Below are 24,956 nucleotides of genomic sequence, written 5' to 3'. Positions count from 1 at the left end.
CAAGACGTGCCAAAGCGCACCGAATCATCCGCTCCGAACCCCGACCTTCGTTTCATGCCCGCTCCCGCGCACAGATCGGACTCCCGCTGATGTCCGGCAAGGCCGTCGCCCTCTCGCAGGTGGATCTGAGCCTCGGCCGGGGCCCCGCCCGCGTCCACGTGCTGCGCGGCATCTCGCTCGACGTCGCGGGCGGCGAGGCTGTGGGCCTCGTCGGTCCCTCGGGCTCGGGCAAGTCGACCCTGCTCATGGTGATGGCGGGGCTCGAACGGCCGGATTCCGGCACCGTCGCGATCGAGGGGACCGATCTCGGCCGGCTCGACGAGGACGCCCTCGCCCGCTTCCGGGGCCGGCGCATCGGCATCGTGTTCCAGGCCTTCCACCTCGTGCCGACCATGACGGCGCTGGAGAACGTGGCCCTGCCCCTCGAACTCGCCGACAAGGCCGACGCCCATGCGCGAGCCCGCAGGGACTTGGAGGCGGTCGGGCTCGGCCACCGGCTGCACCATTACCCGGCCCAGCTCTCGGGGGGCGAGCAGCAGCGTGTCGCCATTGCCCGCGCGGTGGCGCCGGACCCGGCGATCCTGGTGGCCGACGAGCCGACCGGAAACCTCGACGAGGCGACGGGCCGCCAGATCATCGACCTGCTCTTCGCCCTGAAGCGCGACCGCGGCGCGACGCTCGTCCTCGTCACCCACGATCCGGGGCTCGCCCGCCTCTGCGACCGGACCGTGCGCCTGCGCTCGGGCCGCATCGAGGAGCCCGTGGCGGCGTGACCGGCAAGATGAGACCCACTGCGCCGCACCTCTCCCGTTCGGGAGAGGTCGAGTCCGCGATACGCGGACCGGGTGAGGGATCCAGGTTCTTCCGGAGAGGTCGCACCCCTCACCCTGTCCCTCTCCCGAACGGGAGAGGGGACCTGCGCCTCACGCACCGCGGAGCTGCCTGATGCACGGCACCCTTCCGCGAGCGGTGCCCGAGCGGCGCGCCTCCCCCCGCGCAGCCAGGCTTCCGCTGACGCTGCGCCTGGCGCTGCGCGAATTGCGCGGCGGCTTGAGGGGTTTTGCGGTGTTCCTCGCCTGCATCGCCCTCGGCGTCGCGGCGATCGCCGGCGTCGCCTCGATCTCGCGCTCGCTCAGCGACGGGCTCGGGCGGGAGGGGCGGCGCATCCTCGGCGGCGACCTCAGCTACAACCTGATCAACCGCGAGGCGACGGCACCCGAGCGCGCGGCGCTCGCGGCCGAAGGCCCGGTCAGCGTCGTGGCCTCGCTGCGTGCCATGGCGGTGGCGCCGGGCGAGAAGGGGGCTGCCCTCGTCGAGCTGAAGGCGGTGGATGCCGCCTATCCGGCCGCGGGCGAGCTCTCGACCGAGCCCCAGGCGCCGCTTCCCGACCTTCTGGCCTCGCAGGACGGCGCCGACGGCGCGGTCGCCGACCCGGCCCTGCTGACGCGGCTCGACCTGAAGGTCGGCGACCGGATCACGCTCGCGGGACGCCCCTTCGCGATCCGCGCCAGCCTCGTCTCCGAGCCCGACAAGATCGCCAACGGCATCGGCTTCGGCCCGCGCCTGATCATCTCCGAGGCCGCGTTGCGGGCGACCGGCCTCGTCCAGCCGGGCAGCCTCAACCGCTGGAGCTACCGGCTGCACGTGCCGGGTGCGGGCGATGCCGACCTCGTCGCCGCCCTGGAGCGGGTGGCGAAGGCCGCCCCCGACGCCGGCTGGGAGGTGCGCTCCCGCGTCAACGCCGACCCGCGCTTCGCCAAGAGCATCGAGCGGTTCACCCAGTTCCTGACCCTCGTCGGGCTGACCGCGCTCATCGTCGGCGGGGTCGGCGTGGCGAACGCCGTCCAGGCCTTCGTCGAGCGCAAGCGCGGCTCGATCGCGACGCTCAAGAGCGTCGGCATGCCGGGCTCGGGCGTGGTCGGTCTCTACCTGACGCAGGTCATGCTGATCGCGGGCCTCGGCACCGCCATCGGGCTCCTCGTCGGCGCCGCGCTGCCGTTCGGGCTCGACGCGCTGTTCCGCGCCGACCTGCCGCTGCCCCTGAACCCCACCCTGGCGCCGGCCGAGCTCGCGCTCGCGGCCGCCTACGGGCTCCTCACCGCGCTCGCCTTCGCGATCACGCCGCTCGGCCGCGCGCACGACATCCCCGTCTCCGGCCTGTTCCGCGACGCGGTCGACCCCGCCCGCAACGGCGTGCGCTGGCGCTACCGGGCGATCCTCGCGCTGGCGCTCGCGGCCCTCGTCGGGCTCGCCCTCGTCACCGCCTTCGACCGGCGGGTCGCGCTCATCTTCATCGCGGCGGCCGGCCTCGCCTTCGGGCTTCTGCGCCTCGTGGCGCTCGGCCTGATGGCGGGCGCCGCACGGCTGCCGCGGCCGAGGCGGGCGGCGCCCCGGATGGCGCTCGCCAACCTCCACCGGCCCGGTGCCCTGACCTCGGCGATCGTGCTCTCCCTCGGCCTCGGCGTGACGCTCCTCGTCACCCTGAGCCTGATCGACGCCAACGTGCGCCGCACGCTGACGAGCACGCTGCCCGCCCGCGCCCCGAACCTGTTCTTCCTCGACATCCCGGCGGCGGAGGCGGACGCCTTCCACGCCTTCCTCGGCAAGGCCGCGCCGGGCGGCAAGATCGAGCGGGTGCCGATGATGCGCGGGCGCATCGTCTCCCTCGACGGGCGTCCCGCCGGGAGCATTCGCGCGCCCGACGACGCCGCCTGGGTCCTCGACGGGGACCGGGGCATCACCTACGCCGAGGACGTGCCGGACGGCTCAGCCATCGTCGAGGGCCGCTGGTGGGCGGCGAACGAAGCCGGGGAGCGCCTCGTCTCCTTCGATGCGGAGCTCGGCCGGGCGCTCGGGCTGAAGCTCGGCTCGAACGTCGCCGTGAACGTGCTCGGGCGCAACGTCACGGCGCGGATCGCCAATTTCCGGAAGGTGGAGTGGCGCTCGCTGGGGATCAACTTCGTGATGGTGTTCTCGCCCGGCACCTTCCGCGGCGCGCCGCATTCGGACCTCGCCACCCTGACCCTGCCCGGCGGCACCGACGCGCGGGTCGAGAACGCGATCCTGCGCGACGTGGCGCGGGCCTACCCGTCCGTCACCAGCGTGCGGGTGAAGGACGCGCTGGAGGCGGTCAACGACCTCGTCGGCAAGCTCGTCCTGGCGATCCGCGGCGCCAGCGGCATCGCGGTGGCCGCGAGCCTGTTCGTGCTCGCCGGCGCCGTGGCCGCCGGCCACCGGGCGCGCCTCTACGACGCCGTGGTGCTCAAGGTGCTGGGTGCGAGGCGCGGGCGCCTCCTCTCGGCCTACAGCCTGGAATACGGAGCCCTCGGCCTCGCCACGGCCCTGTTCGGGCTGATCGCCGGGTCGCTGGCCGGCTGGGTCATCGTCGCGAAGGTGATGCGCCTCGACTTCGCGCTCGATCTCTCCGGGGCGCTGCTCGCGGCCGGGCTCGCCGTCGCCTTCGCGGTGGTGATCGGGCTTGCGGGAACTTGGCGGATCCTCGGGCAGAAGCCCGCCCCCTACCTCCGCCAGTTCTGAGCGCGGCGCGCAGATCGCCCTCGGTTGGACCGTACAATCCAGGGGTGGGACAAACCAATGTTACGCAGTTTTAATCCCTGATTTAACAAAGAAATTCCGCCCCCTTGCGGCGGAAAAACCGCCTCTCGAAGCTCGACCGGCCTCTTGTGTGCGCGAGCGCGACGCAACATATTCAGACCCGAGGCGCCCGTGGGGCGCCAGAGGTTTTGCGTGAGCCTCGTCCTCAACCCCACGCTGAGAGAGCTTCCAAAGGAAACTCCCATGGCATTCGACAACTCTCCCTTCCGGTACGGCGCGCAGGCCCCCGGGTACGCCGGCACCCAGGTCGAGGTCGACCAGGGGCTGCGTGCCTTCATGCTCGGCGTCTACAACAACATGGTCATCGGCCTCGGCATCTCGGGCCTCGTGGCGCTCGGCCTCAACATGGCCGCCACCGCGCAGACCTCGGCCGGCCAGCTCGCGCTGACGCCGTTCGGCCAGATGCTCTACCAGAGCCCGCTCAAGTGGGTGCTGATGCTCGCCCCGCTCGCCTTCATCTTCATCTTCTCGATGCGGATGGACCGGATGTCGGCCTCCTCGGCGCGCCTGACCTTCTTCGCCTTCGCGGCGGTGATGGGCGCCTCGATGTCGACGCTGCTGCTCGTGTTCACGGGCGCCAGCGTGGTGCGGGTGTTCTTCATCACGGCGGCGACCTTCGGCGGCCTGAGCCTCTACGGCTACACCACGAAGCGCAGCCTGTCGGGCATGGGCTCGTTCCTGATCATGGGCCTGATCGGCCTGATCATCGCCTCGCTGGTGAACATCTTCCTGGCCTCCAGCGCCCTGCAGTTCGCCATCTCGGTGATCGGCGTGCTGATCTTCGCGGGGCTGACCGCCTACGACACGCAGAAGCTGAAGGAGATGTACCTCTACAGCGGCTTCGACGCGGAGGGCGCGGCCAAGATGTCGGTGAACGGCGCCCTGACGCTGTATCTCGACTTCATCAACATGTTCCAGTTCCTGCTCTCGCTGATGGGCGACCGTCGCTGAGCGACCCGGAACCGGACGAGCGAGAGACCCCGGCGCGCGAGCGCCGGGGTTTTTCTTTGCGCCCGCCGCGCGTCCGCGACGTGCTGCACGTTAGTGCGGGCGTCCCAAGTTGATGGCAGAGTACCGGCCCGCCGCAGGAGGACGGATCGTGCCGCGCTACTTCTTCGACGTCGTGGACGGCGGCCCGCATCGCGACGACACGGGTTCCGAATGCGCGACCTTGGACGAGGTGCGCGACGCCGCCATCCAGGTGCTTCCCGACATCGCGCGGGAGCAGATCCGCGCCGACGGGGACCGTCGCTTCTTCACGGTCGTGGCGCGCGACGAGGAGGGACGGGCGATCTACACGGCCACGCTCGGCTTTGCCGGCCTGTGGCTTCACGAGCGCCCCTGACGCCCGCGGGCCGGGCTCGTCAGCGGCTCAGGGCGCCGACCATCGGCCCGAGCGGCCGGCTCAGGTCCGAGCGGTTGAGGGAGGGCGCGTAGAGGCTCGAGACGCTCCCGTCGAGGAAGAGTGCGTTGCGGCAGCCGAGATCGTCCCGGAACAGCCGCGCGAAGGACCCGAAGCTGACCGGGCGCTCCGAGATCGCGAAGACGGCAACGCGCCCGTCCTCCCGCACGCCGACGCCGTTGCGGATCTTCTGGGAGGGGCCGTCCGCGGAGATCTTCGGGTGAACCTGCCCCTCGATCACGAGCATCGGCCCCGATTGCGTCGCGAAATCGGGCTTGATCTTCGCCTTCAGGTAGCGCCCCGTCTCGGCGACGCCGGCCTTGTCGCCCTTCACGTAGAAGATGCCGTTCGGCTTCAGGTGGAAATTGCCCGGGCCGTTGGCGGTCGAGACGCCCTTCATCTCGCGCCCCTCCTCGACATAGAGCCCGACCGGCGCCTGCCCCTTGTCGTACATGCCCGCGTTCATCGCGAAGCTGAGGCGCCCGCCCTGCTTCTCGGCGAGCTTCGAGAGGGAGGAGTAGGGCAGGCCGTCCGATCCCAGCCAGAACAGGCGCAGCCGCTGCCGCTTCAGATCGACGATGCAGACCGTATAGGCCTCGCCCTCGGCCTGGACGGCGCGGCAGGGCCCGGCCTCGGGGGCGGGCTCGGCGTGCACGGCCGTCGCGGCGCTGATCAGGCCCGCGAGCAGGGTCGCCCGCGCGAGACGTAACATCATCGTGAGATCCCGAGGTGAGCCGACGGTCCGGACGGGCCGGGGGGCGTTTCCTCGCCCGAAAACGGGTTCATTTTCAAGCGGGGCGGAGCACCGACGGCGCTCGTACCGCGGAAACGCGGCCGGGGACCGTTTTCTCAATCCGGGCGTTTCTGCCAAGCGGGGGCATGGGTGTTGGGAGATCCTGAGATGATGCGCGTTGCATTGGCATCGGTCGCCCTGGCCGGGGCGCTCGCACTGGTGCCGCTGACGGCCGACGCACGGCCCGGCGGGTTCGGGGGCGGCGGCTTCCGCGGCGGCGGCGGGTTCGGCGGAGGCGGCTTCCGCGGAGGGTTCGGGGGCGGCGGCTTCCGGGGCGGCTTCGGCGGCGCCCGCTTCGGAGGGGCCGGCCTCGGCGGCGGATTCGGCGGATACCGCGGCGCGGGCTTCTACCGCGGCGGCTGGGGCGGGGGCTATCGCGGAGGCTACTGGCGCCGCGGCTACGGCTACGGCCTCGGCGGGCTGGGGCTCGGCGTCGGCCTGGGCCTGGCCGCGGGCGGCCTCTACGGCGGCTATTACGGCTATCCGGGTTACGGATACGGCTACGGATACGCGCCGGCCGGCTATTACGGCGGCTATGGCGCCTACGATTACGGCTACGGCTGCTACACGGTCCCGCGGGTGCGCTGGACGCCCTGGGGCTACCGGCGGGTCTTCGTGCAGCGCTGCTACTGAGCGGCAGGGGCGGGGCGGCTTCGAGCCGCCCCATCTCGCCCCGTCTCGCTCAGCGCCGCCTCTCCCGCGCCTCGTCGCGCCGCATCGGCATCGCGTCGATCGTGGCGAACAGGCGCTCCGGCGGGATCGGTTCGGCCGATTGGAGCTTCGCCCCGCCATCCTTGCCGACGAGGACCGCACGGAAGGCGTCGGCCGGCAGGTTCAGCCGCCGGCGCAGGGAGGCCGCCTCCACCGAATTGCCCACGGCCTCCAGCGTGACGAGATCGCGCTCGCCCGCACCCGCCCGCGCTGAGGCGAGCGCTTGGCGCTGCGCGCGCAGGCCGGGATCATCGGGGCCCGGCGCCGAGACGACGAGGACGCGCCGCGTCCAGAGATGGGCCGCCAGCGGATCCTCGTCGGCCCTCGCGCCGCCGGCGCCGCCGGCCATCGCGAGGGCGGCCATCGCCATCCGGAGGGGGTGTCGCATCGTCGGTCTCCCACAGGTCTCCCGCTCAACGCGCCAGACCCTCGCTCCGAATGCACCGGGACGATCAACAGGCGATGATCATGCGGGCGATGAACATTGCGGCGATTGCGGGGTCGGCGCCTCCGCCCCATCTCGCCGGAGGAGGAACCGCGAAACACCCGCAGAACCCATCTTCGAGCGCCCGCAGAACCGGAGCCCGCCATGGCCGCCGTGAACCGCCGCATCGTCCTCGCCTCCCGTCCCCACGGGGAGCCGACGCCAGCGCATTTCCGGATGGAGGAGGGGCGCGTGCCGACCCCGCGCGAGGGCGAGATCCTGCTGCGCACCCGCTGGCTCTCCCTCGATCCCTACATGCGCGGGCGGATGAGCGCCGCGAAATCCTACGCGGAGCCCGTCGCGATCGGAGCCGTGATGGTGGGGGAGGTGGTGGCGGAGGTCGTTGCCTCGAACAACCCGGACTTCGCCGTCGGCGACCTCGTCGCCGCCTTCTCGGGCTGGCAGGATTACGCCGTCGCCTCGGGCCGGGGCCTGCGCCGGGTCGACCCGAACCTCGCCCCCGCGACGACGGCGCTCGGCATCCTCGGCATGCCGGGGATGACCGCCTATACCGGCCTCCTCACCATCGGCGACCCGAAGCCCGGCGAGACCGTCGTCGTCGCCGCGGCCTCAGGCCCGGTCGGCTCCCTCGTGGGACAGATCGCCCGGCTCAAGGGAGCCCGCGCGGTCGGCATCGCCGGCGGGCCGGAGAAATGCGCGTATCTGCGTCAGGACCTCGGCTTCGACGCCGCGATCGACCATCGCGGCGAGGACCTGCCCGGCCAACTCGCCGCGGCCTGCCCGGACGGCATCGACGTCTATTTCGAGAATGTCGGGGGCGCCGTGTTCGACGCCGTCCTGCCGCTCCTCAACGGCTTCGCCCGGGTGCCCGTCTGCGGCCTCGTCTCCGGCTACAACGCCACGGAGCTTCCGCCCGGGCCCGATCGCTCCCCCGCCCTGATGCGGGCGATCCTGACGAAGCGGCTGCGGCTGCAGGGCTTCATCGTCTCGGATTTCGCCGATCAGGCGAGGACCTTCGCCCGCGACGTCGGCGGCTGGCTGAGGGAGGGACGCGTGCGCTACCGCGAGGACCTCGTCGAGGGCCTGGAACAGGCGCCGGACGCCTTGATCGGCCTGCTCAAGGGGCACAATTTCGGGAAGCTGATCGTCCATGTCGCGTGAGCGCGGGGATGGCGTGTCGCGCGCACGGACGTGGGTCGGCCCTTGCGCCGGGCATGGACCAAAGGTAGAACGAACGGCGGATCGCGGCGCGCGTTCCCCAGGTGTGTTTTTCGTGGACCGGCAGCGCACCCGCATTGCGGGCGGCGGCTCACGGCCCCAGAACCTGAGGATGGGCATGCGCCGGTCCGCGACGGCCCAGTGAGATCGACAGCAAGGAGAGAGCGATGGCGGGCAGCGTGAACAAGGTCATTCTGGTCGGCAATCTCGGGCGCGACCCCGAGACGAGGCGCCTCGCCTCCGGCGACCCGGTGGTGAACCTGCGCTTGGCGACGTCCGAATCCTGGAAGGACAAGGCGTCGGGCGAGCGCAAGGAGAAGACCGAGTGGCACTCGGTCGTGATCTACAACGAGAACCTCGCTCGCGTCGCCGAGCAGTACCTGCGCAAGGGCTCGAAGGTCTACGTCGAGGGCCAGCTCCAGACGCGCAAGTGGACCGACAATTCCGGCGTCGAGAAGTACACGACCGAGGTCGTGCTGCAGCGCTTCCGCGGCGAGCTGACGATCCTCGACGGGCGCGGCGGCGGGGCCGAGATGGGCTCCGACGAGGAGGGCGGCGGCCAGATCAGCCGCGGCGGCGATTTCGGCGGCGGCTCGCGGGGCGGCGATTACGGCGGCGGCCGCTCGTCCAGCTCCGAGCGGCGCCCGGCCTCGACCGGCGGCAACGGGAACGGCGGCGGCGGTGGCGGCGGCCGGGGCAATTACGACCTCGACGACGACATCCCGTTCTAGGATCGGATCGTTCCGCATCGCCCGGCGCGCCGCGCCCCCTCTCCCGTTCGGGAGAGGGACGGGGTGAGGGGTGCGATCGCTCCGGACGAGGCGCATCCCTCACCTGATCCGCGTTCCGGCAAACCGACCTATCCCGGACGGGAGAGGGGATCAGGGCTCCATCCCTTGCGCGGCCCCGCCCCCGCGCCCCATATCGCAAAAAGAACATATCACGAACGGAGCCGCCATGCGGACCGCCGACAAGCAGATCGCCGACATCCTCGTGCGCTACGGCGAGCCCTTCGGGGGCAATGTCTGGCGCGTGCAGGGCACGGCCGTGATCTACCACAAGACGCTGGAGCGCATCGCCGCGCAGGCTGGGATCGTCTTCGATCCGCCCACCCTCATCCGGGCCGAGCGGGACGAGGCCGTAATCCTCGTCACCGGCCGGCTGCCGGGCACCAAGCCCGGGACGGAGCGGGTCGAGTGGTCGCTCGGCGAGGCGCTCGTCAACGTGAACTACCGGGTCTCCGGCAAGCAGGCGGCCTACGTCTACGCAATGGCCGAGAAGCGGGGGAAGGACCGGGTCATCCTCAAGCTGATTGAGCTGCACGGCCTCGTCTACAGCGAGGAGGAGGCGGACGAGTTCCGCCAGTCCCAGGGCGTGCCGATCCGCGCGGTCGACGAGGATTTCGAGGCGGCCGACCCGTTCGACGAGGTCACGGAGGCCGAGGGCGACCTGAAGCGGCGGATCGACGAGGCGGACAGCGTCAATGCGGTGACCGACCTGATGCTCGATGCCGAGACGCAGCGGATCCTGAACGGCTTCCCCGCGGGCACCCGCGACGAGGTGCGCGACTACGCCAAGGCCCGTCTCGTGGCCCTCGGCTGGCCGGGCAGGAAGGGTCGCGGCCGCGCCGCGTGAGGCGGATGCCGCCCGAGGTGGTATCGTGAACCGCATGGTGCGGCCTCAGGACCTGAACAGCGACCGCGGCACGGGCGCGCCCGCCGAGATCCTGGCCGGCACGGTCGAGCGGGTGACGTTCCACAACGCCGAGACGGGGTTCTGCGTCCTCAAGGTCGGGGTGCGGGGCAAGCGCGACCTCGTCCCCCTCGTCGGGCACGCGCCCGCGATCGGCGCGGGCGAGTGGATCACCGCGACCGGGCACTGGGTCTCGGACCGGGCGCATGGCCTCCAGTTCAAGGCGACCTCGTTGACCGCGACGCCGCCGACCGGCGTCGAGGGCATCGAGCGCTACCTCGCCAGCGGCCAGATGCGCGGCATCGGCCCCGCCATGGCCAAGCGCATCGTCGCGCTGTTCGGCGCAGACACGTTCGAGATCATCGAGGCCGAGCCGGGGCGCCTCACGGAGGTCCCGGGCATCGGACGGAAGCGCGCCGAGCGGATCGTCGCCGGCTGGGCCGAGCAGAAGGCCGTGCGCGAGATCATGATCTTCCTGCACGCGCACGGGGTCGGCACGGCGCGCGCCGTGCGCATCTTCCGCACCTACGGGCATGATTCGATCGCCGTGATGACGGAGGACCCGTACCGGCTCGCCCGCGACATCCGCGGCATCGGCTTCCGCACGGCGGACGCCATCGCGATGCGGCTGGGGATGGAGAAGCACGCGCCCCAGCGCCTCGCGGCCGGGATCAGCTTCGCCCTGCAGACGGCGATGGACGAGGGCCATTGCGGCCTGCCCGCCGAGCAGCTCACCGCGCTCGCCGTCAAGCTCCTGGAGGTCGAGGCGGAGGCGGTGCGCCTCGCGGTGGCGGGCGCGGTCCGGGCGGCCGAGGAGGTGATCGCCGACGACCTCGACGGGCAGCCCTGCCTGTTCCTGAAGGGTCTGCACGGAGCCGAGCGGGTCATCGCCGAGCGCCTGCTCGTGCGCGCCGCCGGCACGCCGCCCTGGGGCGGGATCGACCTCGAGAAGGCGCTGCCCTGGGTCGAGGGTCGCACCGGCAAGACCCTCTCGCCCTCCCAGCGGGAGGCGGTGCGGCTGGTGCTCGCCTCGAAGCTCGCGATCGTCACGGGCGGCCCCGGGGTCGGCAAGACATCGACCCTCGACTCGATCCTGCGCATCCTCACCGCCAAGGGCGTGCGGGTCCTGCTCGCCGCCCCGACGGGCCGCGCCGCCAAGCGCATGAGCGAGCAGACCGGGCTCGAGGCGAAGACGATCCACCGCCTCCTCGAGATCGACCCGCGCAACGGCGGCTTCACCCGCAACGCGGAGAACCCGCTCGACGGCGACCTCCTCGTCATCGACGAGACCTCGATGGTCGACGTGCCGCTGATGAACGCGCTCCTCAAGGCGGTGCCGGAGGACGCGGCCCTCCTCCTCGTCGGCGATGTCGACCAGCTCCCCTCCGTCGGTCCCGGCCAGGTGCTCGCCGACATCATCGCCTCGGGGCGGGTGCCGGTCGCGCGCCTCACCGAGGTGTTCCGGCAGGCGGCCGAGAGCCGGATCGTCGTCAACGCCCACCGCATCAACCGGGGCGAGATGCCGGAATGGCCCCGCCGGGGCGAGGCGAGCGACTTCTACTGCGTCGAGATCGAGGATCCGGAGGAGGGCGTCGACAGGCTCGTGGAGGTGGTGACGCAGCGCATCCCGAAGCGCTTCGGCCTCGACCCGGCCCGCGACGTGCAGGTGCTGACGCCGATGATCCGCGGCTCGCTGGGCTCGCGCAACCTGAACCACGCTCTGCAGCGCGTCCTGAACCCGGACCCGCCGACCGAGGTCGAGCGCTTCGGCTGGCGCTTCGCCCCCGGCGACCGGGTGATGGAGACCCAGAACGACTACGACCGCGAGGTCTTCAACGGCGATCTCGGGCGCGTCTGCGGCATCGACGCGGAGGAGGGGGTGCTGAGCGTCGATTTCGAGGGCCGGACCGTGGAGTATCCCTTCGCCGAGCTCGACACGCTGGTGCCGGCCTTCGCCACCACGATCCACAAGAGCCAGGGCTCCGAGTACCCCGCCGTCGTGATCCCGGTGACGACGCAGCACTGGACCATGCTCGCCCGCAACCTGCTCTACACGGGCGTCACGCGCGGCCGCAGCCTCGTGGTGCTGATCGGCCAGCGCAAGGCCATCGCGATGGCGGTGCGGGGCACCCGGGCGCGGGCGCGCGTCACCAAGCTGAGGCGGTGGCTGGAAGCGGGAAAGGGCGATCTCCGGCTCGGCTGATACAGTTCAGGGTTGAGTAATTCTCCAAAACACCAACTTCAACTCAAAAAACGACGGCGGCATCGACAGTAATTGTTTAGCTCGGCCATCGTATTCTCGCCCCATCGGAGGAGAAGCCGACGATGGCCGGAGACCCTCGACCGGTAGTGCCAGAGATCGACGCGCGACGCATCGAGGACCATCTGCGACGTCCCTGGCATCGGCTTGCCTTCGATCCGGAGCTCGAGCACGCCTTCCGCGCGTCGCGCCTCGCCGCGAGCCGGCGGCACATCATCGTCGAGATCGCGATCCTGGCGACGATGTGCCTTGCCGTGGCTCCGATCGATTACGCGGAGCACCCCGCCTGGCCGCTCGCCCTGGGACTTCGCCTCGGAATCCTGTTCCCGATCCAGCTCCTCGCGATCGGCATCGCTTGCCGCGCGCGGAGTCACGCCGCGCTCGATCTCGCGGGAGCGCTCTCCTTCTGCGTCGCCATGGCGGTGATCACACTCCTCGCTAGCACGGCGGGCGGCGAGACCGCCACGCGCTACCTGACGGTTCAGGGCGGGCTTATCCTCGTCTACGGGGCCCTGACCGGGCAGCGCCCCCTGGCCACGCTGCTCTCGATCGGATTCGCGGTCGCCGCCTATGACGGGGCGGTGATCGCGATGGCGGAGGCGGGCGAGGAAGGCCGGCTCCCCTACGCCGCCTTCGTGACGGCGTTCAGCCCGGGCTTCCTGGCAGTCCGCATCCTCCTGTTCGACCGCACGGAGCGGACGCACTTCCTGCACCGCCAGCTGCAGGCCTGCCTCAACCGCGACCTGACCCGGCTGACCCGGGAATTGGCGACCCTGGCCGGCACCGACCCGCTGACCGGCCTGCTGAATCGGCGCGGCCTCGACGCGTATCTCGGCCCCGCCTGGGCCGCGGCGGGAGAGCGGTGCGCGTGGATCGGGGCCGCCCTCGTCGACATCGATTACTTCAAGGCGTTCAACGATGCCGCGGGGCACGAGGCGGGGGATGGCTGCCTCGGGGCCGTCGCCGGCCTGATCCGCTCCGAGATCCCGCTCGGGATCGGGCGGACCGCGCGCCTCGGCGGCGAGGAATTCGTCGTGGTCCTGCCGGATACCGGCCCCGAACGCGTTCTCGAGATCGGCGAGCGCCTCCGCGACGCGGTCGAGCGAGCGGCTCTTCCTCATCCGGGGCGCTGCGCGCCGGGCCACGTCACGGTCAGCGTCGGCGTGGCGAGCACCATCCCCTGCGCGACCGCCCGCCCGGCCGACCTGCTGCGGGCCGCCGACCGCGCGGTCTACGAGGCGAAGCGCCAGGGCCGCAATCGCGTCTCGGCCGGCCTCGTGCGGGACCCGGACGTGCACCGCGCGGACCTCTCGGCGGCCTGAACCCGGAACGGGCTCAAATCCTTGCTGAATCGGTGTAATCCGGGCCGGCCGCGACTTGCGCGCGAGCCCCGTGATGATTAATTAACCACCTGATATCATTCGTATTCCCGAACGTCCGGCAGCTCCTTCGGAGAGTGCCGCCGCGGCGCTTCGCGGCTCTGGTAGGCGGCCCCGGCTCGGGCCCGCGCGAGACGGAACAGAAACTTGGCAGACAACACCGATCAGGGTGCCGGCGCGCCCCCGCCCGCCACGGACATCAAGCCCGTCTCCATCACCGACGAGATGCGCCGCTCCTACCTCGATTACGCGATGAGCGTGATCGTGAGCCGGGCGCTGCCGGACGCGCGCGACGGCCTCAAGCCGGTGCACCGGCGCATCCTCTACTCGGCCTTCGAATCCGGCCACCTGCCCGAGCGGAAATACGTGAAGTCCGCCCGCATCGTCGGCGACGTGATCGGTCTCTACCATCCGCACGGGGACCAATCGATCTACGACGCCCTGGTGCGCATGGCCCAGGACTTCTCCATGCGCCTCATGCTCATCGACGGGCAGGGCAATTTCGGCTCCGTCGACGGCGATCCGCCGGCGGCCATGCGCTACACCGAGTCGCGCCTCGCCAAGCCCGCCACCGCGCTCCTGACCGACATCGACAAGAACACCGTCGATTTCGGACCCAACTCCGACGAGTCGCGCGAGGAGCCGTCCGTTCTCCCGGCCCGCTTCCCGAACCTCCTCGTCAACGGTGCCGGCGGCATCGCGGTCGGGATGGCGACGAACATCCCGCCCCACAATCTCGGCGAGTTGATCGATGCCTGCGTCGCGCTCCTGGACGATCCGGCCATCACGGTCGAGGGCCTCAACGAGATCGTGCCCGGCCCCGACTTCCCGACGGGCGGCCTGATCATCGGGCGGGCCGGCACGCGGCAGGCCTACGCCACCGGGCGCGGCTCCATCATCATGCGGGCGAAGTCCCACGTCGAGGAGCTGCGCAAGGAGCGCGAGGCGCTGATCTTCACCGAGATTCCCTATCAGGTGAACAAGGCGACGCTGATCGAGAAGATCGCCGAGCTCGTGAAGGAGAAGCGCGTCGAGGGCATCTCGGACCTGCGCGACGAATCCGACCGCGACGGCATGCGCATCGTGGTCGAGCTGAAGCGCGACGCGATGGCGGACGTCGTGCTGAACCAGCTCTACCGCTACACGCCGCTGCAGACCTCGTTCGGCGCCAACATGGTGGCCCTGAACGGCGGGCGGCCGGAACTCCTCAATCTCAAGGACCTGCTCCAGGCCTTCGTGGATTTCCGCGAGGAGGTCGTCTCCCGGCGCACCAAGTTTCTGCTCGGCAAGGCCAGGGAGCGCGCCCACGTCCTGTGCGGCCTCGCCATCGCGGTCGCCAACATCGACGAGGTGATCCGCCTGATCCGCACCTCGCCCGACCCGAACACTGCCCGCGAGGCCTTGATGGCCCGCGACTGGCCGGCCCACGACATCGCGCCGCTGATCGCCCTCGTCGACGACCCGCGCCACCGGGTGGCCGATGACGGCACCTACCGCCTCTCCGAGGTGCAGGCCCGCGCGATCCTCGATCTGCGCCTGCAGCGCCTGACCGCCCTCGGCCGCGACGAGATCGGCGACGAGTTGAAGACGCTCGCCGATGAGATCGCGGACTACCTCGACATCCTGCGCTCGCGCGCCCGCATCCAGGGCATCGTGAAGCACGAGCTCGCCGAGGTGCGCGCGCAATTCGCCACGCCCCGCAGGACCGAGATCGTCGACTACGATTCGAGCGTCGAGGACGAGGACCTGATCCAGCGCGAGGACATGGTCGTCACCGTGTCCCATGCGGGCTACGTGAAGCGCGTGCCGCTCTCGACCTACCGGGCCCAGCGGCGCGGCGGCAAGGGCCGCTCCGGGATGAGCACCCGCGACGAGGATTTCGTGACGCGGCTCTTCGTGGCCAACACCCACACGCCGGTGCTGTTCTTCTCCGACCAGGGCCAGGTCTACAAGGAGAAGGTCTGGCGCCTGCCGATGGCGGCCCCGAACGCCCGTGGCAAGGCGCTCGTGAACATCCTGCAATTGCAAGCGCAGGGCGAGCGCATCACCACGATCATGCCGCTGCCGGAGGACGAGGCGTCCTGGGAGGCGCTCGACGTGATGTTCGCGACCGCCTCCGGGAGCGTGCGCCGCAACAAGCTCTCCGACTTCGTGCAGGTGAACCGCAACGGCAAGATCGCCATGAAGCTCGATGCGGGCGACCACATCGTCCATGTCGAGATCTGCCGCCCCGACCAGAACGTGCTCCTCACCACCGCGGACGGCCAGTGCATCCGCTTCCCCGTCGAGGACGTGCGCGTCTTCAAGGGCCGCGATTCCACGGGCGTGCGCGGCATCAACCTCGGCAAGGACGATCGGGTCATCTCGATGACCATCCTCAACCACTTCGAGGCGTCCCCCGAGGAGCGGGCTGGCTATCTCAAGATGCGCCGGGCCATCATCGGCGACGGGGCCGAGGCCGAGGAGGGCGAGGACGAGGGCTTGGCGGAGGCCTCCGCCCTCTCGCCGGAGCGCTACAGCGAGATGAGCGCCCACGAGCAGTTCGTGCTGACCTTGTCGGAGCGCGGCTTCGGCAAGCGCAGTTCCTCCTTCGAGTACCGGGTCTCCGGGCGCGGCGGCAAGGGCATCACGGCGATGCGGGTCAACAGCCGCAACGGCAGCCTCGTCGCCTCCTTCCCCGTGGAGACCTCCGACCAGATCATGCTCGTCACGAATGCCGGGCAGCTGATCCGGGTGCCGGTGGACGACATCCGCATCGTCGGCCGCGCCTCTCAGGGCGTGACCGTGTTCAACACGGCCAAGGACGAGCGCGTGGTCTCGGTGGAGCACATCGAGGGCGAGGACGAAGCCGAGGACGAAGCGGCAACCGGCTGAGGAGGGGCGAGATCCGTGCTGCCGCTCTCGCACCCGCGAGGCGGCGGCACAACTGGGAGGCGTGCCGAATATTGAGGCAGGCCCCGGAGTCCGCTTCCCGGTTTCGTCAAAGGATTCTCTACGAATTGCCGTTATTGCACTGCGTTATGAACGGGCGCGGAGATGACCGCGCTCTTCGTCCCAGACGCAGCGCACAGGATCGGCTCACGTGTATTTCCAAGTCAGCGCCACCGATCGATCCCGCTCCGTGACGTTCCAGCGCGCGTCGATGACGGAGGCTCTCGAGAAGGCCCTGGCGCTCCTTGTCAGCGGTCTCACCGACGTCATGGTCACGAACCCGGACGGGGCGCGCCACACGCCGACCGAGTTTCTCGCCGCCTACCGCTCGGCGCAGGAGCAGCGCCCGGTCCGGCCCGCCCTGCGCGCCCGCGCCGCCTGAACGGCGCGCCGCCCGGAACCGGCGGCGCCTCGCGCCCTTTCCTGCACGGCTCCTGCATGGGGCGGGGACACGGCGAAACGAGGCCCGTCCATGAAGCTGTTCCGATGCCAGTCCTGCGGCAACATCCTGTACTTCGAGAACAAGACCTGCGAGCGCTGCAAGCACAGGCTCGCCTATCTCCCTGAGACCGGCACCCTCTCCGCCCTCGAGCCCGCTGGCGGCACGGCCTGGACGCCCCTCGCGGTCCCCGACCGGCCGAGCCTGTTCTGCACCAATGCCGGGCACGATGCCTGCAACTGGCTGGTGCCGCCGGGCTCGAACGACGCCTTCTGCCTCGCCTGCCGCCACAACGGCACCATCCCCGACGTGAGCATTCCCGCCAACCTGCAGGCGTGGCAGCGGATGGAATTCGCCAAGCACAGGCTGTTCTACACGCTGCTGCGCTGGAACCTGCCCCTGAAGACCCGTGCCGAGGACCCGGAGCACGGCCTTGTCTTCCACTTCCTCGCCGACCCGCCGGCCGAGGGGCCGAAGGTGATGACGGGCCACGAGAACGGCGTCATCACGATCGCCCTCGTCGAGGCGGACGATGCCGAGCGCGAGAAGCGTCGCCACGCCATGGGCGAGCCCTATCGAACCCTGATCGGCCATTTCCGCCACGAGGTCGGCCACCATTACTGGGACATCCTCGTGCGGGACGGGGGGAAGCTCGACGCCTGCCGCGCGGTGTTCGGCGACGATTCCGAGGATTACGAGGCGGCCCTGAAGCGCCACTACGCCCAGGGGACGCCCCCCGACTGGCAGGAGCGCTTCGTCTCGGCCTATGCCACCACCCACCCCTGGGAGGATTTCGCCGAGACCTGGGCGCATTACCTCCACATCGTCGACACGTTGGAGATGGCCAGCGCCTTCGGCCTCGAAGTGAACCCGGCCGTCGACACGCAGCGCGAGATCTCCGCCAAGATCGACTTCGATCCCTACGCGGCCGAGAGCATCCAGCAGATCGTCGATGCGTGGCTGCCCTTCGCCTTCGCGATCAACGGGGTCAACCGCGCGATGGGCATCAGCGACCTCTATCCCTTCGTCCTCGCGCCCGTCGTGGTGGGCAAGCTCGGCTTCATCCACGACCTCGTGCACGGGCGCGCCTGAGGGTCGCGGCGAGACGAGGGCGGCGGGAGGACCCGCGACGGTTCCGTTCGCGGACAAAATGCTCTACGCCCACGGGCGATGATCCGAACCGCCCTCTATGCCGGCTCCTTCGACCCGGTCACGAACGGCCACCTCGACGTGGTGCGGCAGGCCTGCCGGCTGGTGCCGAACCTCGTCATCGCGATCGGGGTGCATCCGGGCAAGGCGCCGCTCTTCTCGGCCGAGGAGCGCGCCGAGCTCCTGCGGGAGACCTGCGCGCCCCTCGCCGCCGAAGCCGGCACCGCGCTTGAGATCGCGACCTTCGACGACCTTGCGGTGAGCGCGGCGCGGCGGTTCGGCGCGAACCTGTTCATCCGCGGCCTGCGGGACGGAACCGACCTCGATTACGAGATGCAGCTCGCGGGCATGAACGCCGCGATGGCGCCCGAGGTGCAGACCGTCTTCCTGCCGGCCTCGATCCATGTCCGGCCGATCACGGCGACCCTCGTCCGGCAGATCGCCGCGATGGGAGGGGACGTGGCGCCCTTCGTCCCGCCGAGTGTCGCCGACCTCCTGAAGGCGCGCTTTTCCGGGGCGTAAGCCTCGGCATCACCGAACCGACAACGACGATCCTGGGAGAGATTTCGCCGATGAACCGCCGGAACGCCGTCCTCGCGCTCGCACTGAGCGCGTTCCTCGGGGCCGCCCCCGCGGCCCGCGCCGCCGATGACGACACCGTCTTCCTCGACACCAAGGACGGGCGCGTGACGATCCAGCTGCGGCCCGACCTCGCGCCGAAGCACGTGCAGCAGATCAAGACGCTCGTCGGCCAGGGCTTCTACAACGGGCTGAAGTTCCACCGCGTCATGGAGGGCTTCATGGCCCAGACCGGCGACCCGAACGGCAACGGCACCGGCGGCTCCAGCCTCCCGAACATCCCGGCGGAGTTCTCCTCCACGCCGTTCACCCGCGGCACCGTCGGCATGGCCCGGTCCAGCGATCCGAACTCGGCGAACTCGCAATTCTTCATCTGTCTCGCCGACGCCCCCTTCCTCAACGGCAAGTACACGGTGGTCGGCACCGTCACGAGCGGCATGGAGGCGGTCGACAAGATCAAGAAGGCGGAGCGCAACGCGGCGGGCGGCGCGGTGCAGAACCCGGACAAGATCGTCACGATGCAGCTCGCCGGGAAGGCGCGCTAGGGCCGGGGGTGAGGACGGCGCTGGCGCTCCTGCTCCTCGGCACGAGCCTGCCGGGCGCCGCCCTCGGCCAGAGCGCGGAGATCCTGCAGCCGCCGCTCACCCTGCCGGAGACGCTGCGCGGCACCGTCCGGGTGCCTCTGGCGGAGCCGCCCTCCGGGATTGCGGACACGCTGCCGGCGCTGTTTCCGGCGCTCGCCGCCTGCTGGGCCTTGCCCTCGGGGCTCGACGGGCTGAAGGACCTGCAGATCACGGCGCGCTTCGCGCTGCGCCGTGACGGAACACTGATCGGGACGCCCCGCATCACCTTCACGGCGGGCACGCCCGACGCCGCCGCCCGGTCGAGTCTGGTGCGGGCGACGCTGACATCGATCCGGCGCTGCACGCCGGCTCGCATCACTCCCGCCCTCGGGCGGGCCATCGCGGGGCGCCCCCTGGCGCTCCGCCTGATCGATCGGGGACCAGAGAGGTAGAGGAGTACCCATCATGGCCGACAACGAGACCATCGTCCTGGAGACCACCAAGGGCCGCGTTGTGATCGCGCTGCGCCCCGACCTCGCGCCGAACCATGTGGAGCGCATCAAGACGCTCGCGGGACAGGGCTTCTACGACGGCGTGCCGTTCCACCGGGTGATCGACGGCTTCATGGCCCAGACCGGCGACCCGACGGGCACGGGCTCCGGCGGCTCCGAGCTGCCGGACCTGAACGCCGAGTTCAACAGCGAGCCGCACGTGCGCGGCACCTGCTCCATGGCGCGCACCAACTTCCCGCACTCGGCGAACTCGCAGTTCTTCATCTGCTTCGGCGACGCCCGCTTCCTCGACAAGCAGTACACGGTCTGGGGGAAGGTCGTCGAAGGCATGGAGGTGGTCGACACGATCAAGCGCGGCGAGCCCGTGCGCGATCCCGACCGCATCGTGAAGGCGACCGTCGCCGCGGCCTGAAGCCTGGCGGCCGCGCCTCCGCGCGATGTCTTCCGGGAGTCCGCGAACACGGACCCCGGGAGACGGGCCGCATCACGCCTTGCCGTTGGCCAAGAGGTGACGCGTCCCTACCCCTCGGCGATGCGCGCCAGCAGGGCCGTGGCGAGGTCGAGATCCTCCGGCGTGTTGATGTTGAGGAACGGGTCGATCGGTTCGATCGGCCAGTCCACCGGTACGGCGCCGTGTCGGCCGAGATAGGCGCCGACGCGCCGCTCGTCCCGCTCGATCAGCGCGGCGCGCAGATCATCCAGCAGCGAGACCGACCAGAGCGCGACCGTGAAATGCTGGCGCCCGCCCGAGGATGCCACCGCGATCGGCGCCCCGCTCCTGCGCCGGGCCGCGGCGAGGCGGGCCACGAGGTCGTCCGGCAGGAAGGGCGCGTCGCCCGTGACGCTCGCGACCTCGACCACCGCCGGATGATGCGCCCGCGCGTGTTCGAGCGCGGCGAGGATGCCGGCAAGCGGTCCTGGATGACCTGACACCCCATCCGGCACGATCGCGCCGGGAAAGGCTCCGAACCGGGCCGGATCGCCGTTGGCGTTGAGGATGAGCCCGGCCGGACATTGTGGGCCGAACCGGTGCACCACCCGGTCGAGCAGCGTGCGGCCGGCGAGCCCCCGCAGCGGCTTGTCGCCGCCGCCCATCCGGCGGGACAGCCCGCCCGCCAGGATGACGCCGAGCGTCGTCACCGGCTGCCTCCGCGCGTCGTCACCGGCTCACTCGATGACGATCTTCGGCGCGGTCCGTCCCGCGGACGCGCCCGACAGGTTGCCCCAGAGCCGGCTCGCGATCTCGCGGTAGACCTTCGCCTGCGGCCCGTCCGGATCGGTCGCCACGACGGGGCGGCCGGAATCGGAGGTCTCGCGGATTGTCATATTGAGCGGCACCTCGCCGAGGAAGGGCACGCCGAGGCGCTCGGCCTCCTCGCGGGCGCCGCCGTGGCCGAAGATGTGCGACGCCTGCCCGCAATGGGGGCAGACGAAGGTCGCCATGTTCTCGATCACGCCGAGGATCGGCACCGCGACCTTCTTGAACATGGTCACGCCGCGCCGCGCGTCGATCAGCGCGAGATCCTGCGGCGTCGAGACGATGACGGCGCCCGAGAGCGGCGTCGCCTGGGCCATGGTGAGCTGCGCGTCGCCGGTGCCGGGCGGCATGTCGACGAGAAGCACGTCGAGCTCGCCCCAGGCGACCTCGCGCAGCATCTGCGTGATCGCGGATTGCACCATCGGCCCACGCCAGATCATCGCGGATTCGGGCTCGATCAGGAAGCCGATCGACATCACCTTGAGGCCGTAGCCCTGCATCGGCTCAAGCGTGCGCCCCTCGATCACCCGCGGCTTGCCGGACAGGCCGAACAGCTTGGGCACCGACGGACCGTAGATGTCCGCGTCGAGGAGCCCGACCCGCAGCCCCTGCGCCTGCAAGGCGAGGGCGAGGTTGCAGGCCGTGGTCGACTTGCCGACGCCGCCCTTGCCGGAGGCCACCGCCACGATGTGGCGCACGCCCGGCAGGGCCGGCCCGGGGCCGGGCGCCCCGCCCCGCGGCGGGGGCGTCGCGGGGCGCTGCGGCGCAGCAGCGGGGGCCGGCGCATCCGCGCCGCGCTCGGAGGTCAGGCTCGCGAACACGCCCGTGACGCCGGGCATCGCCAGCACGGCGCCCTCTGCCCGGCGACGGACGGGCTCGAAGCGCTCCGCCTCGCTGGGATCGACGAGGATCGAGAACATGACCCTCTGGCTCGGATCGACAACCACCTGCGAGAGGCGGCCGGAACCCGGCAGGGTGGTGCCGCCGGCATCGACCGTCACGGTCGCGAGCGCCTTCAGCACGTCGTCGCGGGTAATCGGCAAGGGCAGGGCTCCTGAAAGACGCGCCGATGGCGGGGCCGCCTCGCCCCGCCGCCGTCCCTGTCCATGTACGCGCCCGCGCCGGAAACACCAGCCCGCACGGCGGCCAGGCCGCTCCGAAACCATCGCGGGCCTTGCCCGTTGTCGACACGATCTCGGGGCGCCCAGGACGCGCCCCGCCACGTTGGAGACATCCCCCCATGCATCAAGGCAACCATCGCGACCACGAGGGCGCGAAGAAGCTGTTCGAGCTCATCAAGGACATCAAGGTCGCGATGATGACCACCGCCGACCCGGACGGGAAACTCTACAGCCGCCCGATGTGGAGCCAGGACGCGGACGAGGTCGGCGACCTGTGGTTCTTCACGCGGCTCCACTCGCCGAAGACGGCCGAGATCTCCAAGGACAACCAAGTGAACCTCGCCTATTCGGACCCGAAGACGCAGACCTACGTCTCGGTGGCGGGCAAGGCCGAGATCGTCACCGATCAGGCGGTGATCGACGACAAGTGGAATGAGAGCCTGAAGACCTGGTTCCCGAACGGGAAGGACGACCCGGAGGTCGCCCTCATCCGCGTGCACCCGGAGAAGGGCGAGTACTGGGACAGCCCGAACGCCACGATGCTGCACCTCTACGGCTACGTGAAGGCCGCCGTGACCGGCGAGAGCCCGAAGACGGAGAGCGCGAAGGTCGATCTGGGCTGAGCCTCGCATCCCGCAACTGCCCGAGCGGGCGGCGCTTCCCCGGCGGAGGCGCCGCCCGCTTCGTGAAGGCGCGATTGACTTTGCGGACGCGCTTGAGGCCACTCGGAGGCTGCCTTGGCAACGGATTGGCCCCGGACGGACATGATCGACCTCGCCGCGCGGGTCTACAACCACACCTGGAAGATCGACCCGATCGTCCGGTCGCTGCTCGACACGGATTTCTACAAGCTCCTGATGGCGCAAACGATCCTGCGCCGCCATCGCGACACGCACGTCACCTTCGGCATCCAGAACCGCTCGCGCAGCGTGCGCATCGCCGCCATCGTCGACGCGGGGGAGTTGCGCGAGCAGCTCGACCACGCCCGCTCGCTGCGCCTGACCCGGGGGGAATCGACCTGGCTCCGGGGCAACGCCTTCTACGGGCGGCGCCGGATGTTCTCCGCCGAGTTCATCGAGTGGCTGGAGGGATTCCGCCTGCCCGAATACGAGCTCGAGGCACGGGACGGGCAATACGTGCTGACCTTCCACGGGCCCTGGCTCGAGACCACGATGTGGGAGGTGCCGGCCCTCGCGATCCTGAACGAGCTGCGCTCCCGCTTCGTGCTGCGCGGCATGGCCAAGTTCGAGCTGCAGGTGCTCTATGCCCGGGCCATGACGCGGGTCTGGGAGAAGATCGAGCGCCTGAGGAACCTTCCCGACCTCTCGATCGCGGATTTCGGCACGCGCCGCCGGCACGGCTTCCTCTGGCAGGATTGGTGCGTCGAGGCGATGAGCGCGGGGCTCGGGCCCCGCTTCCTCGGGACGTCGAACTGCCTCATCGCGCTGCGCCGGGAAGTCGAGGCGGTGGGCACCAACGCGCACGAACTGCCGATGGTCTACGCGGCACTCGCCGAGGACGACGAGGCCCTCGCCCGCGCGCCCTACGACGTCCTGCGGGACTGGCAGCAGGATTATGCGGGCAATCTGCTGGTCGTGCTGCCGGACACCTACGGCACGGCGGGATTCCTCGCGAACGCGCCCGATTGGGTGGCGGACTGGACCGGCATGCGGATCGACTCGAAGGAGCCGATCGCGGGCGGCGAGGAGGCGATCGCGTGGTGGCGCGATCATGACAGCGATCCGGCGACGAAGCTCGCGATCTTCTCCGACGGGCTCGACATCGCGGACATCGAGCGCATCCACGCCCATTTCCACGGCCGCCTCCGCATCGGCTACGGCTGGGGCACCCTGCTCACCAACGATTTCCGCGGCCTCGTGCCGGGCGGCGGCCTCGATCCGATCTCGATCGTCTGCAAGGTCATCGAGGCGAACGGGCGCCCGGCCGTGAAGATCTCGGACAACCCGACCAAGGCGATCGGCCCCGCCGAGGCGATCGCGCGCTATCAGCGCGTGTTCGGGACCGGCGGGCAGGTGGCGGCGCCGGTGGTGGTCTAGGATCACGCGATGCGCATCGACCTCAACAGCGACCTCGGGGAGGGCTTCGGCCCCTGGCGCATGGGGGAGGATGCGGCCATGCTCGACATCGTCACCTCGGCCAACGTCGCCTGCGGCTTCCATGCGGGCGATCCCGGCATCATGGTCGAGACGGCGCGGGCGGCGAAGGCGCGGGGCGTGGCGCTCGGCGCGCATCCGGGCTTCCGCGACCTCGAAGGCTTCGGGCGCCGGGTGATCCCGCAGAGCCCGGCCGAGATCGAGCAGGCAATCGCCTACCAGATCGGGGCGCTTCAGGGCTGCGCGGCGCTTGCCGGCCACCGCGTCAGCCACGTCAAGGCGCACGGGGCGCTGGCCAACCTCGCCAATGTCGAGGATGGGGTCGCGGCGGCGATCGCCCGCGGGGTGCGCGCGGTCGATCGCGGCCTCGTCCTCATGGTCATGCCCGGCCTGCCTGCCGAGCGGGCGGCGCTCGCCCACGGCCTCGCGGTCTCGCGCGAGGTCTACGCCGACCGCGCCTACGGGGAGGATGGAAGGCTCGCGCCGCGCTCCGAGCCCGGGGCCGTCATCCACGAGGCGGAGGCCGCGGCCGATCGGGTCCTTCGCATGCTGGAGGCCGGCGCCGTCGAGACGCGGGGCGGACGGCACATCCCCGTCGCCATCGACACGATCTGCGTGCATGGCGACAATCCGGCCGCCGTCGCGATGGCGCGAACCGTCCGCGCACGTCTCGAAGCCGCTGGCCACGTGCTCGCGCCCTTCGCGGCCTGAGGTTTCCGGACCCGGCCGCCACGCCACGCGCTCACGAATCCGTGAGAACCCCGGCCTCATTCAG

The 24,956-nt window shown here is 70.7% G+C and carries 24 protein-coding genes; 20 read left to right on the top strand and 4 right to left on the bottom strand.

Annotated features, from left to right (window positions below; translation table 11 throughout):
* The first annotated feature begins 89 nt into the window (after positions 1-89).
* The 4 genes from E1J50_RS01515 (at position 90) to E1J50_RS01500 (ending at position 4,960) form a co-directional block, all read left to right on the top strand.
* Positions 90-773 (top strand): ABC transporter ATP-binding protein, encoded by a 684-nt coding sequence (locus E1J50_RS01515; RefSeq protein ID WP_132249682.1) that lies wholly within the window; start codon positions 90-92, stop codon positions 771-773.
* Between the two features lie 172 nt (positions 774-945).
* A complete protein-coding gene (locus E1J50_RS01510; protein WP_132249680.1) occupies positions 946-3,537 on the top strand; it encodes an ABC transporter permease in 2,592 nt (863 codons plus the stop codon).
* Between the two features lie 261 nt (positions 3,538-3,798).
* Positions 3,799-4,566 (top strand): Bax inhibitor-1/YccA family protein, encoded by a 768-nt coding sequence (locus E1J50_RS01505; protein ID WP_132249678.1) that lies wholly within the window; start codon positions 3,799-3,801, stop codon positions 4,564-4,566.
* 148 nt (positions 4,567-4,714) lie between these two features.
* Entirely contained in the window at positions 4,715-4,960 is a 246-nt protein-coding gene (locus tag E1J50_RS01500; protein ID WP_132249676.1) for a DUF6894 family protein, read from the top strand.
* Between the two features lie 19 nt (positions 4,961-4,979).
* Here E1J50_RS01500 and E1J50_RS01495 read toward each other — a convergent pair whose 3' ends face one another.
* A complete protein-coding gene (locus E1J50_RS01495) occupies positions 4,980-5,732 on the bottom strand; it encodes a phosphodiester glycosidase family protein (RefSeq protein ID WP_132249674.1) in 753 nt (250 codons plus the stop codon).
* A gap of 186 nt (positions 5,733-5,918) precedes the next feature.
* On the opposite strand from E1J50_RS01495, the gene E1J50_RS01490 reads away from it, so the two are divergent.
* Complete coding sequence (locus E1J50_RS01490; RefSeq protein ID WP_132249672.1) at positions 5,919-6,443, top strand: hypothetical protein; 525 nt, start codon at positions 5,919-5,921, stop codon at positions 6,441-6,443.
* Between the two features lie 49 nt (positions 6,444-6,492).
* Here the strand turns inward: E1J50_RS01490 and E1J50_RS01485 are convergent, their stop codons facing one another.
* On the bottom strand, positions 6,493-6,909 hold the full coding sequence (locus tag E1J50_RS01485; protein WP_132249670.1) for a DUF4174 domain-containing protein: 417 nt from the start codon (positions 6,907-6,909) through the stop codon (positions 6,493-6,495).
* A 201-nt stretch (positions 6,910-7,110) separates the two neighbouring features.
* On the opposite strand from E1J50_RS01485, the gene E1J50_RS01480 reads away from it, so the two are divergent.
* From E1J50_RS01480 to E1J50_RS01425, 12 genes are all read left to right on the top strand, one after another.
* Positions 7,111-8,127: an NADP-dependent oxidoreductase gene (locus E1J50_RS01480; RefSeq protein ID WP_132249668.1), complete on the top strand. Its 1,017-nt coding sequence runs from the start codon at positions 7,111-7,113 to the stop codon at positions 8,125-8,127.
* A 224-nt stretch (positions 8,128-8,351) separates the two neighbouring features.
* Positions 8,352-8,915 carry a single-stranded DNA-binding protein gene (gene ssb / locus E1J50_RS01475; protein ID WP_132249666.1) on the top strand — a complete coding sequence of 188 codons (564 nt, stop codon included), beginning with the start codon at positions 8,352-8,354 and terminating at the stop codon, positions 8,913-8,915.
* Between the two features lie 226 nt (positions 8,916-9,141).
* Positions 9,142-9,819, top strand: a complete 678-nt coding sequence (locus E1J50_RS01470; RefSeq protein ID WP_132249664.1) for a trna delta -isopentenylpyrophosphate transferase — start codon at positions 9,142-9,144, stop codon at positions 9,817-9,819.
* 34 nt (positions 9,820-9,853) lie between these two features.
* A complete protein-coding gene (recD2, locus tag E1J50_RS01465; protein ID WP_132249734.1) occupies positions 9,854-12,079 on the top strand; it encodes an SF1B family DNA helicase RecD2 in 2,226 nt (741 codons plus the stop codon).
* 146 nt (positions 12,080-12,225) lie between these two features.
* Positions 12,226-13,458: a GGDEF domain-containing protein gene (locus tag E1J50_RS01460; protein ID WP_132249662.1), complete on the top strand. Its 1,233-nt coding sequence runs from the start codon at positions 12,226-12,228 to the stop codon at positions 13,456-13,458.
* Positions 13,459-13,662: 204 nt separating this feature from the next.
* Complete coding sequence (gene gyrA / locus E1J50_RS01455) at positions 13,663-16,389, top strand: DNA gyrase subunit A (protein ID WP_132249660.1); 2,727 nt, start codon at positions 13,663-13,665, stop codon at positions 16,387-16,389.
* Positions 16,390-16,597: 208 nt separating this feature from the next.
* A complete protein-coding gene (locus tag E1J50_RS01450) occupies positions 16,598-16,828 on the top strand; it encodes a hypothetical protein (protein ID WP_132249658.1) in 231 nt (76 codons plus the stop codon).
* Between the two features lie 90 nt (positions 16,829-16,918).
* A complete protein-coding gene (locus E1J50_RS01445) occupies positions 16,919-17,977 on the top strand; it encodes a zinc-binding metallopeptidase family protein (RefSeq protein ID WP_132249656.1) in 1,059 nt (352 codons plus the stop codon).
* 78 nt (positions 17,978-18,055) lie between these two features.
* The gene (coaD, locus tag E1J50_RS01440) at positions 18,056-18,556 is read left to right on the top strand and encodes a pantetheine-phosphate adenylyltransferase (RefSeq protein ID WP_132249654.1); all 501 of its coding nucleotides are present in this window, start codon (positions 18,056-18,058) and stop codon (positions 18,554-18,556) included.
* Positions 18,557-18,606: 50 nt separating this feature from the next.
* Positions 18,607-19,158: a peptidylprolyl isomerase gene (locus E1J50_RS01435; protein ID WP_132249652.1), complete on the top strand. Its 552-nt coding sequence runs from the start codon at positions 18,607-18,609 to the stop codon at positions 19,156-19,158.
* 8 nt (positions 19,159-19,166) lie between these two features.
* Complete coding sequence (locus E1J50_RS01430; RefSeq protein ID WP_132249650.1) at positions 19,167-19,628, top strand: hypothetical protein; 462 nt, start codon at positions 19,167-19,169, stop codon at positions 19,626-19,628.
* 13 nt (positions 19,629-19,641) lie between these two features.
* Positions 19,642-20,100 (top strand): peptidylprolyl isomerase, encoded by a 459-nt coding sequence (locus tag E1J50_RS01425; RefSeq protein WP_132249648.1) that lies wholly within the window; start codon positions 19,642-19,644, stop codon positions 20,098-20,100.
* 107 nt (positions 20,101-20,207) lie between these two features.
* On the opposite strand, the gene mobA is transcribed toward E1J50_RS01425, so the two are convergent.
* Complete coding sequence (gene mobA / locus E1J50_RS01420) at positions 20,208-20,828, bottom strand: molybdenum cofactor guanylyltransferase MobA (RefSeq protein ID WP_281024538.1); 621 nt, start codon at positions 20,826-20,828, stop codon at positions 20,208-20,210.
* A 27-nt stretch (positions 20,829-20,855) separates the two neighbouring features.
* Positions 20,856-21,989 carry an Mrp/NBP35 family ATP-binding protein gene (locus tag E1J50_RS01415; RefSeq protein ID WP_132249646.1) on the bottom strand — a complete coding sequence of 378 codons (1,134 nt, stop codon included), beginning with the start codon at positions 21,987-21,989 and terminating at the stop codon, positions 20,856-20,858.
* Between the two features lie 197 nt (positions 21,990-22,186).
* On the opposite strand from E1J50_RS01415, the gene E1J50_RS01410 reads away from it, so the two are divergent.
* The 3 genes from E1J50_RS01410 to E1J50_RS01400 all read left to right on the top strand — a co-directional run bounded on the left by E1J50_RS01410 (position 22,187) and on the right by E1J50_RS01400 (position 24,892).
* Positions 22,187-22,690, top strand: coding sequence for a pyridoxamine 5'-phosphate oxidase family protein (locus tag E1J50_RS01410; protein WP_132249644.1), 504 nt, complete (start codon positions 22,187-22,189; stop codon positions 22,688-22,690).
* A gap of 141 nt (positions 22,691-22,831) precedes the next feature.
* Entirely contained in the window at positions 22,832-24,124 is a 1,293-nt protein-coding gene (gene pncB, locus E1J50_RS01405) for a nicotinate phosphoribosyltransferase (protein ID WP_132249730.1), read from the top strand.
* Positions 24,125-24,133: 9 nt separating this feature from the next.
* Positions 24,134-24,892 (top strand): LamB/YcsF family protein, encoded by a 759-nt coding sequence (locus E1J50_RS01400; RefSeq protein ID WP_132249642.1) that lies wholly within the window; start codon positions 24,134-24,136, stop codon positions 24,890-24,892.
* Positions 24,893-24,956: the final 64 nt, after the last annotated feature.

The organism is Methylobacterium segetis, from assembly GCF_004348265.1.
Lineage (GTDB): Bacteria > Pseudomonadota > Alphaproteobacteria > Rhizobiales > Beijerinckiaceae > Methylobacterium > Methylobacterium segetis.
The sequence above is the reverse complement of the archived record's forward strand: the minus strand, read 5'-3'. Positions and strand labels throughout refer to the sequence as shown.

Bases quoted from the DNA above. Each gene is read 5' to 3' on its own strand.
- E1J50_RS01515 (WP_132249682.1), top strand. From the start codon at position 90: ATGTCCGGCAAGGCCGTCGCCCTCTCGCAGGTGGATCTGAGCCTCGGC.
- E1J50_RS01510 (WP_132249680.1), top strand. From the start codon at position 946: ATGCACGGCACCCTTCCGCGAGCGGTGCCCGAGCGGCGCGCCTCCCCC.
- E1J50_RS01505 (WP_132249678.1), top strand. From the start codon at position 3,799: ATGGCATTCGACAACTCTCCCTTCCGGTACGGCGCGCAGGCCCCCGGG.
- E1J50_RS01495 (WP_132249674.1), bottom strand. From the start codon at position 5,732: ATGATGTTACGTCTCGCGCGGGCGACCCTGCTCGCGGGCCTGATCAGC.
- E1J50_RS01490 (WP_132249672.1), top strand. From the start codon at position 5,919: ATGATGCGCGTTGCATTGGCATCGGTCGCCCTGGCCGGGGCGCTCGCA.
- E1J50_RS01485 (WP_132249670.1), bottom strand. From the start codon at position 6,909: ATGCGACACCCCCTCCGGATGGCGATGGCCGCCCTCGCGATGGCCGGC.
- E1J50_RS01480 (WP_132249668.1), top strand. From the start codon at position 7,111: ATGGCCGCCGTGAACCGCCGCATCGTCCTCGCCTCCCGTCCCCACGGG.
- ssb (WP_132249666.1), top strand. From the start codon at position 8,352: ATGGCGGGCAGCGTGAACAAGGTCATTCTGGTCGGCAATCTCGGGCGC.
- E1J50_RS01470 (WP_132249664.1), top strand. From the start codon at position 9,142: ATGCGGACCGCCGACAAGCAGATCGCCGACATCCTCGTGCGCTACGGC.
- recD2 (WP_132249734.1), top strand. From the start codon at position 9,854: ATGGTGCGGCCTCAGGACCTGAACAGCGACCGCGGCACGGGCGCGCCC.
- E1J50_RS01445 (WP_132249656.1), top strand. From the start codon at position 16,919: ATGAAGCTGTTCCGATGCCAGTCCTGCGGCAACATCCTGTACTTCGAG.
- coaD (WP_132249654.1), top strand. From the start codon at position 18,056: ATGATCCGAACCGCCCTCTATGCCGGCTCCTTCGACCCGGTCACGAAC.
- E1J50_RS01435 (WP_132249652.1), top strand. From the start codon at position 18,607: ATGAACCGCCGGAACGCCGTCCTCGCGCTCGCACTGAGCGCGTTCCTC.
- E1J50_RS01425 (WP_132249648.1), top strand. From the start codon at position 19,642: ATGGCCGACAACGAGACCATCGTCCTGGAGACCACCAAGGGCCGCGTT.
- E1J50_RS01410 (WP_132249644.1), top strand. From the start codon at position 22,187: ATGCATCAAGGCAACCATCGCGACCACGAGGGCGCGAAGAAGCTGTTC.
- pncB (WP_132249730.1), top strand. From the start codon at position 22,832: ATGATCGACCTCGCCGCGCGGGTCTACAACCACACCTGGAAGATCGAC.
- E1J50_RS01400 (WP_132249642.1), top strand. From the start codon at position 24,134: ATGCGCATCGACCTCAACAGCGACCTCGGGGAGGGCTTCGGCCCCTGG.